The 13,258-nt window shown below is 46.8% G+C and carries 19 protein-coding genes and 1 riboswitch; of the genes, 7 read left to right on the top strand and 12 right to left on the bottom strand.

All coding sequences use genetic code 11. The features are described 5' to 3' along the window. Positions 1-106: 106 nt before the first annotated feature. From folK to AN618_RS05270, 10 genes are read right to left on the bottom strand one after another with little or no spacing between them, the layout of a single operon-like run. Complete coding sequence (gene folK, locus AN618_RS05315; protein ID WP_066352938.1) at positions 107-565, bottom strand: 2-amino-4-hydroxy-6-hydroxymethyldihydropteridine diphosphokinase; 459 nt, start codon at positions 563-565, stop codon at positions 107-109. Then, the gene (gene folP / locus AN618_RS05310) at positions 547-1,743 is read right to left on the bottom strand and encodes a dihydropteroate synthase (protein WP_083515064.1); all 1,197 of its coding nucleotides are present in this window, start codon (positions 1,741-1,743) and stop codon (positions 547-549) included. The genes folK and folP overlap by 19 nt, the downstream gene beginning before the upstream one ends. Beyond that, positions 1,721-2,512, bottom strand: coding sequence for a GTP cyclohydrolase FolE2 (gene folE2, locus AN618_RS05305; protein WP_066352936.1), 792 nt, complete (start codon positions 2,510-2,512; stop codon positions 1,721-1,723). Before folE2 ends, folP begins: the two co-directional genes overlap by 23 nt. Continuing rightward, positions 2,493-2,870, bottom strand: a complete 378-nt coding sequence (gene queD, locus AN618_RS05300) for a 6-carboxytetrahydropterin synthase QueD (protein WP_066352935.1) — start codon at positions 2,868-2,870, stop codon at positions 2,493-2,495. The genes folE2 and queD overlap by 20 nt, the downstream gene beginning before the upstream one ends. A gap of 30 nt (positions 2,871-2,900) precedes the next feature. After that, entirely contained in the window at positions 2,901-3,794 is an 894-nt protein-coding gene (locus tag AN618_RS05295) for an MBL fold metallo-hydrolase (RefSeq protein WP_066352933.1), read from the bottom strand. Between the two features lie 49 nt (positions 3,795-3,843). After that, positions 3,844-4,818, bottom strand: coding sequence for a UDP-glucose 4-epimerase GalE (gene galE, locus AN618_RS05290; RefSeq protein ID WP_066352931.1), 975 nt, complete (start codon positions 4,816-4,818; stop codon positions 3,844-3,846). A gap of 28 nt (positions 4,819-4,846) precedes the next feature. After that, positions 4,847-5,317, bottom strand: coding sequence for a ribonuclease toxin HepT-like protein (locus tag AN618_RS05285; RefSeq protein WP_066352929.1), 471 nt, complete (start codon positions 5,315-5,317; stop codon positions 4,847-4,849). Then, positions 5,314-5,697: a nucleotidyltransferase family protein gene (locus tag AN618_RS05280; RefSeq protein WP_187694884.1), complete on the bottom strand. Its 384-nt coding sequence runs from the start codon at positions 5,695-5,697 to the stop codon at positions 5,314-5,316. The genes AN618_RS05285 and AN618_RS05280 overlap by 4 nt, the downstream gene beginning before the upstream one ends. 57 nt (positions 5,698-5,754) lie before the next feature. After that, positions 5,755-6,645: a DUF1848 domain-containing protein gene (locus AN618_RS05275; RefSeq protein ID WP_187694883.1), complete on the bottom strand. Its 891-nt coding sequence runs from the start codon at positions 6,643-6,645 to the stop codon at positions 5,755-5,757. A gap of 58 nt (positions 6,646-6,703) precedes the next feature. Further along, the gene (locus AN618_RS05270) at positions 6,704-7,108 is read right to left on the bottom strand and encodes a PTS sugar transporter subunit IIA (RefSeq protein WP_066352928.1); all 405 of its coding nucleotides are present in this window, start codon (positions 7,106-7,108) and stop codon (positions 6,704-6,706) included. Between the two features lie 161 nt (positions 7,109-7,269). Here AN618_RS05270 and AN618_RS05265 point away from each other — a divergent pair, with 161 nt between their 5' ends. Next, a complete protein-coding gene (locus AN618_RS05265; protein WP_066352927.1) occupies positions 7,270-7,641 on the top strand; it encodes a helix-turn-helix domain-containing protein in 372 nt (123 codons plus the stop codon). Between the two features lie 23 nt (positions 7,642-7,664). On the opposite strand, the gene AN618_RS05260 is transcribed toward AN618_RS05265, so the two are convergent. Continuing rightward, positions 7,665-8,420, bottom strand: coding sequence for a fumarylacetoacetate hydrolase family protein (locus AN618_RS05260; protein WP_066352925.1), 756 nt, complete (start codon positions 8,418-8,420; stop codon positions 7,665-7,667). A gap of 317 nt (positions 8,421-8,737) precedes the next feature. Between AN618_RS05260 and AN618_RS05255 the strand changes: the two genes are divergently transcribed. From AN618_RS05255 to nifU, 6 genes are all read left to right on the top strand, one after another. Next, a complete protein-coding gene (locus AN618_RS05255) occupies positions 8,738-9,142 on the top strand; it encodes a DUF2178 domain-containing protein (protein ID WP_066352923.1) in 405 nt (134 codons plus the stop codon). Further along, positions 9,129-9,332 carry a helix-turn-helix transcriptional regulator gene (locus AN618_RS05250; protein ID WP_157081635.1) on the top strand — a complete coding sequence of 68 codons (204 nt, stop codon included), beginning with the start codon at positions 9,129-9,131 and terminating at the stop codon, positions 9,330-9,332. Before AN618_RS05255 ends, AN618_RS05250 begins: the two co-directional genes overlap by 14 nt. 56 nt (positions 9,333-9,388) lie before the next feature. Further along, positions 9,389-10,687 (top strand): stalk domain-containing protein, encoded by a 1,299-nt coding sequence (locus tag AN618_RS05245; protein WP_066352918.1) that lies wholly within the window; start codon positions 9,389-9,391, stop codon positions 10,685-10,687. Positions 10,688-10,797: 110 nt separating this feature from the next. Beyond that, positions 10,798-11,184: a HEPN domain-containing protein gene (locus AN618_RS05240; protein WP_066352917.1), complete on the top strand. Its 387-nt coding sequence runs from the start codon at positions 10,798-10,800 to the stop codon at positions 11,182-11,184. Further along, positions 11,160-11,507 (top strand): nucleotidyltransferase domain-containing protein, encoded by a 348-nt coding sequence (locus tag AN618_RS05235; RefSeq protein WP_066352915.1) that lies wholly within the window; start codon positions 11,160-11,162, stop codon positions 11,505-11,507. The genes AN618_RS05240 and AN618_RS05235 overlap by 25 nt, the downstream gene beginning before the upstream one ends. A gap of 2 nt (positions 11,508-11,509) precedes the next feature. Then, the gene (gene nifU / locus AN618_RS05230) at positions 11,510-11,890 is read left to right on the top strand and encodes a Fe-S cluster assembly scaffold protein NifU (protein ID WP_066352910.1); all 381 of its coding nucleotides are present in this window, start codon (positions 11,510-11,512) and stop codon (positions 11,888-11,890) included. Between the two features lie 19 nt (positions 11,891-11,909). Here the strand turns inward: nifU and AN618_RS05225 are convergent, their stop codons facing one another. Next, positions 11,910-12,767: a KaiC domain-containing protein gene (locus AN618_RS05225; protein ID WP_066352908.1), complete on the bottom strand. Its 858-nt coding sequence runs from the start codon at positions 12,765-12,767 to the stop codon at positions 11,910-11,912. A 217-nt stretch (positions 12,768-12,984) separates the two neighbouring features. Continuing rightward, positions 12,985-13,094: riboswitch (SAM riboswitch) on the top strand. Positions 13,095-13,258: the final 164 nt, after the last annotated feature.

The following is a 13,258-nucleotide window of genomic DNA, read 5'->3' as shown; positions in this document are numbered from 1 at the left end:
CAAAAGACCCCGATTGTCTCCTCGCCCCATCAAATTATCAGCTTCTTTCTTAAAAACATTTCTCTTAAAAAAAGCTTATCAATCCGGCATGGGTTTGTAAACAGGTTTATTCTACAAGTTCCCTGTATATCTCCCCCACCTTTTTCTTCAATACCGGATGGACAAAATCGGGGTCTATTTCGGCAATCGGGCCCATCACGAAAGTTCTATTGTGGGCGTCGGGATGGGGCACCTCCAGGCGCTCTTCCCTTATTACCCTGTCCTCGTAAAATATGAGGTCGAGGTCTATGTTGCGGGGCCCCCAGCGAATTTTTCTTTCACGCCCCATCTCCTTTTCTATATCAAGCAGCACATCCAAAAGTTCCAGGGGCGAAAGCTCGGTTTCCACAAGGCAGGCGGCGTTTAAAAATTTTTCCTGCTCTTTATACCCATAAGGCTCCGTTTCGATGACTGAAGACATCTTGATGATTTTTATGCCCCGCCGCCTCATCCTTTCCACCGCTTCGGCGATGTTCTTTTTCCTGTCCCCCAGGTTGCTCCCAAGGGCTATGAACGCCCTCGGCATTTTACCGCCTCCACGATGTCTAAGACCCGCCGGTTTTCCTTTACGTCGTGCACCCTCACTATGTCCACGCCGCTTAACGCGCATAAAGCCGTAACCGCAAGGGTTCCTTCCAGCCTTTCTTCGGGAGGCAAATCCCCCAGAGCCTTCCCGATAAAGGTCTTCCTCGACGCCCCAATAAGCAGCGGCTTTTTGAAGCTCTTGAACTCTTTCAGCCGGCTTAAGATTTCCAGGTTGTGCTCGTAATTCTTCCCAAAACCTATTCCGGGGTCCAGGATGATGCTCTCGGGTCTTACTCCGGAAGAAACGGCGAATTCCATCCTCTCGCAAAAGTATTCGGCTATTTCTCTCACCACATCGTCGTAATGGGGATTTTTCTGCATATCCTTGGGCGTCCCTTTTATGTGCATGAGCACCAGGGGAGCCTTATATTCGGCCACCACCTTTACCAGATTTTCGTCAAACTGCAGGCCGCTGATGTCGTTAATTATGTCCGCACCGGCGTCCAGCGCCTCTTTCGCCACTTTGGCCCTGTAAGTGTCAACGGATATGGGAATTTGCGGGAACTCTTGCCGGATAGCCTTTACGGCCGGAACCACTCTTTTTAACTCTTCCTCCTCCCCTACGGGCTCCGAACCCGGACGGGTGGAAAGACCGCCTATATCTAAGATGTCGGCTCCGTTTTCAATCATATCGGAAGCGGCCTGCAGGGCCTGTTTTAAGTCTTCCTTTCTCGAACCTGCAAAAAAGGAGTCCGGAGTGACGTTTATTATACCCATCAGCCGGGTGCGCTCGAAAGTTATCCTTCGTCCCCAGGGGCTTTCGACGTGGTCAGGCTTTTTCTTTTCGAGGTAATCTTTCAGCTTTTTCCTAACCTCCTGCAAGCCGAAGTAATTCGCTCTATCCAGCTTTTTAAGTAAAGCCTCATACTGCTTTTTTGTCCCCATCAAGATCACGTCCGACCTTTCTACCTTGCAGTCCACGGCGTTTTTGTGAACCACCGCATCCCCGCCGAGGGACAGCATTTCCTGCTTTATTACGTTGGCCCCCGGCGATATCACGCCGAAAACTTTAAGCAAGATGACATCCGCTTTCTTTTCGAAAATGGGAAAGGATGCGGGATGGGCCCCCACCCTCTCCATTTCGGCTCTCAAATACTCACGCGAAATCTCCATCAGCACCGTGCAGCCACCCCTTTTCCACGCACGCAAAGGCATCGTGATTGTGGATACTCTCGAAACTTGTAACCTGCACTTTATACCATTCTATCCTCTCGTCCTTTTCCAGCTCCAAGGCCGCGTCCCGAGTCACATCCTCCACGAATTTTGCGTTGCTGTACGCCATTTCCGTCACGAACTTTTCATCGGGCCTTTTAAGGAGGGTGTATATGGGACAGCTGGCGCTCTTTTCGGCTATTTCTGAAAGGTCTTCAAACCATATCATCTTTTTTGATCTAACGTAAATCTCCACCACCGCCCGCTGATTGTGCGCCCCGTTTTCGCTGATTTCCTTAGAACACGGACACAGGGTATGCACCGGAACCTTCACTCCCATGGTTATGGTGGACTTAATGCCGCTTTCGGCCTCTACCAGGGCTTGTATTTTCAAGGGCGAGGAAAGCCGGGAAACCGGCGATTCTTTCCACAGAAAATACGGAAAGCACATCTTGAGGTAACTTTTTTCAGCCTGCAGCTTTTCCTTTATTTCGGAGAGAATTTCCAGAAGGGCAGCCGGGCTCAGCATTTCAAGGTTGTTTAACACTTCCACGAACCTGCTCATGTGGGTTCCCCGCACGTCATGCCTCAAATCGACGGAAAGGCTTATCTTCGCAACCGTGTACTGATGGCCCCTAGCCTTGTCCAGCACCTTTAACGGCCACTCTATGTTTTTTACCCCGACCTTTTTGAGAGGGACCCGCCTTTCGTCCCTTTCACTTTGAACGTCCTTCAAGGCTTTCACCCCTGTAGACGACTCCACTCGTTGCGGTCTCCCAGACCTGCACCTCGTAAAGCCGACAGTTTTCCCTTCTCACGCTTTTTTCAAGCTGCTCCCACACCCAAACGGCTATGTTCTCCGCTGAAGGCTGCTTTATAATGTCGTTTATGTAGGAATGGTCGAGTTTTTTCAATACCTTTTCATTCACAATCTCCTTCAGCTCCAAAAAATCCATTATCATTCCTTCCCGGTCCGGAACTCCATCCAGCACCACCACCAGCCTGTAGGTGTGGCCGTGAAGCTTTTCGCACTTGCCCTTATAGCTCACCAGGTTGTGGGCCGCGTCAAATTTGAACTCCTTTATCAAAAACAACTTCTCATCCCATCCTCTGTTAAGATTTTGTTAGCTTTTTTCACGGAAGTACTGCCGGTTTTTTTCATAAAATTTTGTTATCAATCCCTCATCCAGCAGGTAACCGATGTAAGCCATTACCGTGAGGTTCATCAGGTAATACTGGGTCATGGTGGTTATCTCTATTTGAAACCTTTCGCAAACCCCTTTGAGCACTTCCTCCGCCGTACGGGGCTCTTTTAAAAGACAAGTGATATACTCGATTGTATCTCTAATCCTTTGCCGGTTTGTTTCCACCACCGGCTTTATGTCATCCACAGGGGCCCCGTGGGCGGGGACGAAAAAAGAAGCAGAGGTTTTTTCCAAAAGTTCCAAAGTCGCCAGGGCCTTTTCGATATGGGCGTTCAGCGGTATACCGTGCTTTTCTATGTATTCAGGCGCTATCACAGCATCGGCACAAAAGAGAACGCTGTCTACCTTTATTCCAATCTGGCCCAGCGTGTGCCCGGAAAGGTCCACTACTTCCACTTCGATTCCCTCGATATTATGCGACCCCGGCTCCAAAACCCCGTCCACTTTGACCTGCGGCGCAAAAAGGAATTTGTTCCTCAAAGGAGCAGGCGGATAGGCTCCGGAAAAAAGGTAAAGCGGCTCCCATACCGGAAATTCCAGGGCGGTCTTTTCAAAGGCGCTCGAGTACACCTTCGCTCCCGTGGCCTTTACGAGGTAGGGTGCTCCGCCGCTGTGGTCGGCGTGGGCGTGGGTTATTGCTATCCCCTTGAGCTTAAAGCCGCTTTCTTCTATAATCCTTCTTGCCTTTCGGGAAACGCTGTCGTCGATGCCGGCGTCCAAGAGCAGCGCGCTGCCGTCATCAGCCACGATAAGCCCCATGTTTACCGCACCGTCGATATAGTAGACGTTATCTTTTATCTTGTTGAGCTTCAAGTTCTCACCTTCTACGCTAATCTTTTTTAGCTCTTGAGCCCCAGGAATACTATGCCCGTTTTCTTTCCCATTCCCAGGCAGTCTTTATTATAAATCCCAGGTCATCGTACCGGGGCTTCCAGCCCAGTCTTCCCCGAATCTTTTTCGAGTCGGCCACCAGCTCCGGCGGATCTCCAGGCCTGCGGGGCGCGTACTCCACCGTAAAGTCCACTCCCGTCACTTTTTTTGCCTCGTCCACGACTTCCTTCACCGAATAGCCTCTGCCGTAACCGCAGTTAAAGGTGTCACTTTCCCCGCCCGACAAAAGGTAATCCAAGGCGAGCAGATGGGCATCCGCCAGGTCCATCACGTGGATGTAATCCCTGATACAGGTGCCGTCCCGGGTGGGGTAGTCGGTGCCGTATATGTAAAGCCTGTCCCGCTTTCCGCAGGCAGTCCTCACGCACATGGTTATGAGGTGGGTGGCATCGGGTTTCGTCTCCCCTATTTGCCCTTCGGGGTCAGCGCCGGCCACGTTGAAGTACCTGAGCGATACGTACCTGAAGTCCTCAGCCGTCGAAAGATCGCGCAGCACTGCTTCCACGGCAGCCTTGCTCCTTCCGTAAGGGTTTACAGGGTTCAAGGGGTAATCTTCCGTAATGGGCATCTTGTCCGGCTCGCCGTAGACCGCCGCCGTTGAGGAAAAAATAAATTTTTTTACGCCGCACTGCCTCATGGCTTTCAGTATGTTTATCGCTCCGCAAGTGTTGTTTTCATAATATAAAAGCGGCTTTTTGACCGACTCCGGCACTACGATCTTCGCCGCAAAGTGCATCACCGCATCGGGTTTGAAATTTTCCATTGCATCCTTCAAGGTCTTATAGTCCAAAATGTCGCCCTCCACCAGCTTGCCCCACAGCACGGCCTTTCTGCTGCCGGTCGAAAGGTTGTCGTAGACCAAAACTTCATGGCCCCTTTCGCCAAGAAGCTTTACCACGTGGCTTCCAATGTAGCCCGCTCCTCCGGTCACAAAAACCCTTGCCATCAACTTTTCTCCTCTCCTAGTATATTTTTCACGTTTCTTCCAGGAAATTACAAAAATTCAGTAATTCTTCTTCGGTAGCTTTAATAAGCTCATCAATATTTTCCACCAGCTTTTCTATTCTTTCAGCCTTAAAGTTATGCGCGTAAACATTTCTCACAATATGGCGAAAGGCTCTGTACTCGTCTAATTTTTGCTTTAACTCCTGGGAAATAACCGCAGGTCGGATTTTGGGTATTTCAGTAGCCATCTGCCTTAGCAGTTCTTGATGCCAGTTGCCCCCAGCAGGCTTGACCTCATCTATATTCTCCGCTATAAGTTCAAAAACCCTTTCAAGGCCGCCGTAGAAATCGTGGAGGTTCAAAGCCACACTATCTAGATAAAGGGGATCTGAGGATTCCTTAGCTCGATTCCATGCTTTTTTTGCTCTATCGATACATGTTTTAATCTCTGAAATTTCCTGTTTTATACGTCCGGATAGTGTTAAATACTTGCTATTCATAACTCCTTTCCTTCCTTAATAATTTTTTCTTTCAATGAATCTGAGCAGTTCTCTAGATCAACTATATCAATTTTAAATTCTTTGCTTAAAAAGCTAACTTCTGCAACTGCTTTAAAAAACCCTTTGTCATCAAGGCCCAAGACGGCTATATCTACGTCAGACCATTTATTAAAAAATTCTTTGTTGATTAGCGAACCAAAAACCATAACCTTCTCAGCTTTATATTTGGAATATAATAACCCTGCAGCTTTTTCTGCAACCTCCCAAGCCCTTTTATACCTTTCCTCAAGGGCCTCTTTTTCTTTAAAAAGTTTTTCCCTTAAGCCTTTTTTGTACTTCTCGAGTTCCTCCGAAGATATTTCTTTGACCGTTCTATCCATTCTTCCACCTCGAATCCATCATACCAGGTTTAGTATTTCTTGTCAAAATTATCTTTCTTATTCTCGAGCAATTAAAAAGTCAGAAAAAGGATCATGAGAGCGGTAGTTTTCTTTAGCTTTTATAATATCACTGTTGGCGTAGCAGTAGCGGCAGCCGTGCGGACATGTGTTGTAAACCCCTATATCCACGCTCTTGTAGCAACCGCAGCCCGGCCTTGTGGGGTTTAAAGGCGCCTTTATGTCGCAGGAGTAAAGTTCGTTTATGGCGTTTACGTCTACGCAGCTTCCCTTTCGGACGTAATCGCCTACAAGGTAATCGTTGCAGCAACTGTACACTGTAATTCCGTATTCTCTTGCTATGCTCCCCAATCTGTTTGCGAATTCTTTTTTTTCCTCATCATCCCAAGGTATAAGGCTAATACCCTTTTGCTTTTCTAGCAAATTGAAGTTCTTTTTTACCTTGCCGTACAAAGTGGCAAAACTTATATAGCACCGCCGGGTGTAGCCCTGAAGCCTGCGGGCCAGGTATGTGAAATTCTTTAGATAAAACTCTGGTCCGGTGGCACTGGTAATCACTATGGGGTCAAACCTCCACTGTATGTGACCGGGCGAAAACATGCGGGATATTTCAATAAACTGTCTTATGGCTTCGTCGGCCGCAATAACGTGGTCTTCAAGTATGCCGGAAAGCCCAGTTATGGTGAACAAGAAATACAGGCGGTATTTATCTTTCAGCTCATCGAGGTATGGAATCAAAGGACCAAAATTTTTGCTCCAGAATACCACAGCATCCACATCTTCCGATTTTAGCGATATTTCCCTTTTTAATCCGTTGAAGGGGTTATAAACTACAACCTTTCCTTTTCTGACCTTGTCCATGAACCACCGGGTGTAATAGGCCGGGATGTCGGTCCTCCTGCTGGCCGATATTATCATTTTCATCACCATTTTAATTTTACATAAAAAAACCGACCCATTAAAGGCCGGTTCTTCAATAACCATGGATTCACACCATTTCCGAATAAACAATCACACCGCCCACCGCCGCCTTTTTCACCTCACCTACCAGTTCGCTCAAATTCTTGAATAACCTCGCTTTGCAAGCTTTAAGCACCATAGGAAGGCTCAAACCCGTCACCATGTCAACGTTCAAATGTTTTAATTCCGAACCTATCAACTCAATGCAGATGTTACACGGAATTTCTCCGAACACATCTATAAGTATCAATACCCCATCATCCCCGTACACCCTGAAAACCGCCTCTTTTACCCGGAGCTTAAAGTTTTCCTTACTTTCTCCAGGATGAAGGCCCACCGACTCCACACACTGCTGAGTTCCAAGGAGGAACTCCAGTGTCCTATGTAGTTCAATAGCTGTGTTGTAATGGGAAATCATTACTATGCCGACCATCGGATCAACTCCATTAAAAAGCACAAACTTGACATGTCGAGTATTAATTTGTAACATATTTAAGTAGCCGATCAAACATAGGCAACGGTATTATTATAGACAATATGTCTTAAGTAGTCAATGTGTCTTTTTACGCTCATTTTGACGGATTGGGGGAGTATATGATAAACAGCATTGGTAAAAAAATAGACTTAATAAAGGGAGACCTTTCCTACGTGGAACTTGCAAACCGGATTTACGAAAAAACCGGTTATAAAATACACCACACAACCTTACAAAAGTACGCTACGGGAAAACGGGAACCTTCCAAAAAGGCCCTCAAAATACTCGCCGCCTACACCGGAAAGCCTTTGAGCTGGTTTTTGGAAGAAGAAGCCGACAGGATAAGCGGTGACTACGTCGTAAGGGAAGGCAGCGAGATAATGTACGAATACCACGATGTTGTAAAAAAAGCCAAGGCAAAGAAAATTCCGCCCTCCAGTCTGGAGCTTTTTATAAAAGCGGTAGAGGAAGCTCGAAAGGAGGAAAATTAAGGCCGCCATCTAAAATGGCGGCCTTATAATTTTACTCTATTTTCCAGCGTTCCTATCCCTTCGATTATAACCTCCAGGACATCCCCAGGCTCTACGGGGCCAACGCCCGCGGGCGTCCCGGTAAGGATAACGTCACCGGGAAACAATGTCATTACTGAGGATATAAATGAGATGATCTCAGGTACCTTGAATATTAAATTCTCTGTATTGGATTTTTGCTTTATAACGCCGTTCTGCTTAAGCTCGATATTGAGGCTTGAAGGGTCCAGCTCCGTCTCAAGCCAAGGGCCTAGCGGACAAAAAGTATCGAAGGACTTGCTCCTAGTCCACTGTCCGTCCTTTTGCTGAAGGTCCCGGGCCGTCACGTCGTTAGCGCATGTGTATCCGAAAACAAACTCCAAGGCCTTTTCCCTGGAAACTTTATACGCCTTTTTCCCCATTACCACCGCGAGTTCCGCCTCGTAATCCACCCTTCGGGATACATCCGGCATGACTATCGCCTCCCCTGGCCCTATAATGCTGGAAGGAGGCTTCATAAAAAGCACGGGCTCTTCAGGCAGGGCCACTCCCATTTCCTTTGCGTGGTCGGCGTAGTTTAACCCCAGGCAGATGATCTTTGAAGGCTCAACCGGTGCAACAAGCTTTACGTCCGCCAGCAAAAGCGGCTCTCCCTCTTTGACAATTCCGTAATACGGCGGCCCGGCCAGGGGCTGGACTTTTTCGTCTTCCAGTATGCCCCAAGTTGTTTTTCCCCCGTACGAAAACCTGCAAAAACGCATTCCATCACCTGGTTATCTAAACTGTATAAACTTGATAAAAACATACAGTTTAGATAGCTGGGCTATTTATAGTCCGCCCTTTCAGAGAGTGCTCATTCCCAGCAGGCGGTATTTAAGCACTCCCATAGCCCCTGCCCCAAGAAGTTCTCTTTTTTATAGAAACTATTATATATCACTCATTTCTAGGATCAAGATATATTTACCATGGTATTACATACACTATGAGTAATCTTATGTTTACAATATGTAATTTATTCTTTACTTTTTTGTCTACATTGTGTTACAATATACTAAAAAAGAAAGATTGGAGGATCGTTATGGACAGAAGGCGATTTTCTATATTGGTTGCCTTGATAAGTGCCGCTGTCGGTGCAGCCACAGGCTTCTTAGTAGCAAGCGATAAGGCTTCTTATGCAGCGGTATTTCCCGTCGTAGGCACATTGCTCGTATACCTGCTCAGGTCAAAAGTAAGTGATGTAATAGAAGATGAAATGATCGAGAAGTATGCAGGGAAGGCCTCCAAAAAGACCATCGACGTATTTGGAATCTCGATGACGATCCTGGGCTTAATCTTTCTGGGATATAAAAGGGTCCATCCGGAACTGGAGATAGCAGGTTTCACCTTGCTCTATTCCGTTTGCTTTATGCTGGTTTTTTATTCTTTCTTATATTACTTTTATACCAAGAATCTTGCGGGAGAAGACGGCGATGATAAAAAATAAAATAAAAGTTTTCAGGGCTATGCACGACATGACCCAGGAAGACCTGGCCAAAAAACTAGGTGTAACCAGACAAACGGTTATAGCACTGGAAAAGGGGAAATACTACCCTTCTCTGGAACTTGCTTTTAAAATAGCGAGGGTATTCGGTGTTGGAATAGAAGATGTGTTTATTTATGAAGAAAACTTTTAGAACACAGAGTCTGTCCTTGTGCTCATCCGCATTTTTTGATAGAATTTTCTTAGAAAATGACTGGAGGGGCTGACTTGAATAAAATATTGCGACTTACTTTCCTCATGCTTTTTACGATCGTAGTCCTGACTGAAGGCACGAATACTCCTTCCTTTGCTCAGGAAAGGACCATTTCGATCGTTGTCGACGGGCTTCCGCTCAACTTTGACGTTCCCCCAATTATCAAAGATGGGCGAACCCTAGTCCCCTTTCGCGCCGTATCCGAAGCATTGAACGTTCCGGTATCTTGGGATGAAAAATCAAGAACAGTTACGGCAAGCGACGGCATCACCCGCATACTGCTTCGCATAGGTGATAAAACGGCATACCGCAACAACGCGCCGGTCGCTCTGGACGTCCCACCGATGATTATGAACGGAAGGACGCTAATACCCCTTCGTTTTTTCAGCGAAGCCTTCGGCTGCAACGTAGAGTGGGATAATGCATCATACACGGTAAGGATAGTTTCCCCCAGGAGAAAAATGGCGGTCATCGGCTTTTACGCTCTCGGCGACAGCAGAACCAGCAGCTGGACCAACCTTTTCGGAAAGCCTTACCCTGAGCACTCAAAGGGAAACACCGATGCCATAAGCGAACTTGCACTTGGGTGGTACAGCCTTGACAAAGGCGGAAACCTTCTAACACAAAGCAATACCGGGTGGCAAAGACCTGCCGGCTGGGAAGATGTGCTAAAAGTCGCATCGCTTTATAACCTGCGAACGGAAATGGTAATCCATGCCACCGACAGCAGCGGAGACATTACGGAACTTCTTTCTTCAAAAGAAGCCATGGAAAAGCTAGCCGAAGCTATCGCGGAAGAATCCAAGCTCTATTCTGGCGTAAACCTGGACCTGGAAGGGCTTGGGTTAAACGAAAGCGGGGAAAACCTTTTGAAAACCCGCCAAAACTTTACCAGTTTTGTCCGGATCCTTTCCGAAAAACTAGACCCTTCAAAGACCCTGACGCTCACGCTTCACGCTCCCAACAGCGCCTATAAGGGATACGACTACAAAACCCTGGGCGCCATAGCCGACCGCATTATAATAATGGCGTACGACTACGGCAGTTCGCCTGAGCTGGTGGACAAGGTACTGCAGGCGATAGAAATGGCAAAAGCCGAGGTGCCGCCGGAAAAACTAATGCTTGGCATATCCATACCAAGAGAGACTGCACAAAGCCTGCTTACGAAAATCGGCATCGCAAAGCGTTACAACCTTTCGGGCATCGCCCTTTGGCGGCTGGGACTCATTACAAAGGACCAGTGGGAAGTTTTGAGGAAAGCCGTGGAGCCGGTAAATTATCAAAACGGGAATTGACATATGCGACGAATTCGCAACGGTCACTTACGAAAAAACAGAACATTGAGAAACACATCAAAACTATGATATAATTTACGACAAACGAAAATACCAAGGGGTTGTCTTGATTGCGTCAGGAAGTGTTAGACTGGCTTGAAAGCTCCGAATACGACTTTGAGACCGCAAAGGCCATGTTTAAAGCCGGAAGATACAATTACTGCATATTTATGTGCCATCAGGCGGTCGAAAAACTTTTAAAGGCGCTCGTAATTTTTCTAAAAAAAGAGTTTCCGCCTAAAACTCACAATTTAATTACCTTGCTGGAGATGATAGATCAAGCCCCTAACAAAGAGATGGAGACGATAATTTTAAAGTTAAATCCCCATTATATGGTTTCAAGATACCCAGACGCTGCCGGAGGCCCTAGCCATAAAATGTACAACGACGAAATCGCGCGGGAGTTTTTAAAGGAAACCGAGAGGGTATTGCAATGGTTAAGGCAAAAAATGAAATAATGGAGATTATCAGCGACTATACAGGAAAACTCCGGAAATACATTAAAATAAACAGGGTCATTTTATTTGGTTCGTACGCGAAAGGCGATGCCTTAAAAGAAAGTGACGTCGACCTGGCGATAGTTTCTGAAGACTTTGGGAAAATGAGCTTCTTTGAACGGCTGGAGTTGCTGTATAAATGCTGGAATTACGATGTAGGCGCCGATTTGCTGGGATACACCCCTGAAGAATTCGAAGAACTGGCAAATAAAATAAGTTTTGTAGCGGAAATATTAAAGACGGGAATCGACGTCACTTCGAACAATGAAAAGGAGGGCGCTTAATATTGTACAACGACAAAGTGCTCGACCACCTGTCTAATCCGAGAAACGCGGGGGAAATCCCCGATGCCGATGGAATAGGCCATGCTGGAAATCCGGTAGATGGAGACTCTATAACGATTTACATAAAAGTGAAAGACGGCATCATAGACGACATAAAATTCAAAACCTTCGGCTGCGGTGCGGCCATCGCAGCGAGCAGCATGCTGACCGTTCTTGCAAAAGGCAAAACCATCGAAGAAGCCTTAAAAATAACCAACGAGCAGGTAGCCGAGGCTTTAGACGGCCTTCCGCCCCAGAAGCTCAATTGTTCCAACATAGCCGCCGATGCCCTTCACGACGCCATAAGGGATTATAAGAATAGAAAAAAAATAAGCCGCACTTAAAGGCCGGCTATTTTTGGCTCTAGCGAAGCACTTCATAAAGCGGCTTTCCCACCTGCAAAATTCCCCACTCATTTATCTCCAAGAGGTGAACGTTCGGATCGTGGCCGCACATTCGGCATCCGTCTATTCTTATCGTCCTCAAAACCTCCCCAGGCTTTCTATTGTACATGGTAGCTGCCGCCTTGGAGTTCAGCACGATTTTTGATAAAACAATCGTGCAGTCCACTATATGGGGCACCGCGTAGCCTCCCGCCGCTTCCGATGATATTTCCTCATGGCTGCTTCGCTTTTGCGAAATAAATATGGCGGTCTGGTAATGTTTTTTCATAGTTTCGTAGAGCTTTCTTACAATACTCCTCGCCAGCATTTCCTTGCCTTCGTACAGTCCAGTGATAGAATCTATTACAGTGGAATTTATTTTTTCCTTCTCGATAGTTTTTGAAAGAAAGGCGCACAAATCGCCCACATTTTCTCTAAGTTCCGGATGCGCCGTAACATCTACTATGAATATTCTCTCCTTTATCACCTCCCAATCCACCTTCAATGCCTGAGAACGCTGCCTGAAGCTCAAGGCCAAAAATGGAGCCGGTACTTCTACCGTCACGTACAGGACGTTGTAGCCACAAGAAGCCTGGGTTATGGAGAATTGTTCGCCTATGAGGGACTTTCCCGTATCCGGCACTCCCGTGAGATGAATTACTGCTGCGGAAGGAAATCCGTTTAAGGGCAACCGCTTCACTTCCTCACCTTCAACCCGAAATGTGAAAAACAATTCGTCCAGTCCCGGCACGCCCGATGGAATTCCAAAGAGCTTGGGGACCCTGTCCGAAAATCCGGAAAGAGGAAGTGCGCAAGGCGATTTGCCGCTTTCCTTCATCTCCACCACGCTCCAGCATGATCTTTCTTAACAAGAATATACCACACCAACTTTCAATTTTAAATATAAATCGGCCGCCGTAATTTTAGCCCTGGTGATCTCCGCCTAAATGTCCACTTTATTAAATGCTCCTTCATCGCAAGTAAATTATTGACATGAAAAAATACATCTGTTATTATCTATTTAAAACTTTGAAAACCAAATATCTTTGAAACTCTTCTTATCAAGAGCGGTGGAGGGACTGGCCCAATGAAACCCGGCAACCCGCATCGTACAAGATGCGAAGGTGCCAATTCCTGCAGGACGAAATGTCCTGAGAGATAAGAAGAGGCGGAAAAGCATGCCTCTTCTTATCGGAAGAGGCTTTTTTGTTGCCTCTTACTGAACTTTGCACCGAGAAGGAGTGATTTTGATTCGCCGGCGATTCTCCCTTCAGCAATAAAATCGCTTTAAAACTCAATACAATCGGCCGCCCTCTGGGTATATGCACC

The organism is Fervidicola ferrireducens (assembly GCF_001562425.1).
Classification (GTDB): Bacteria; Bacillota; Thermosediminibacteria; order Thermosediminibacterales; family Thermosediminibacteraceae; genus Fervidicola; species Fervidicola ferrireducens.
This window is presented reverse-complemented; position numbering and strand designations above follow the sequence as displayed.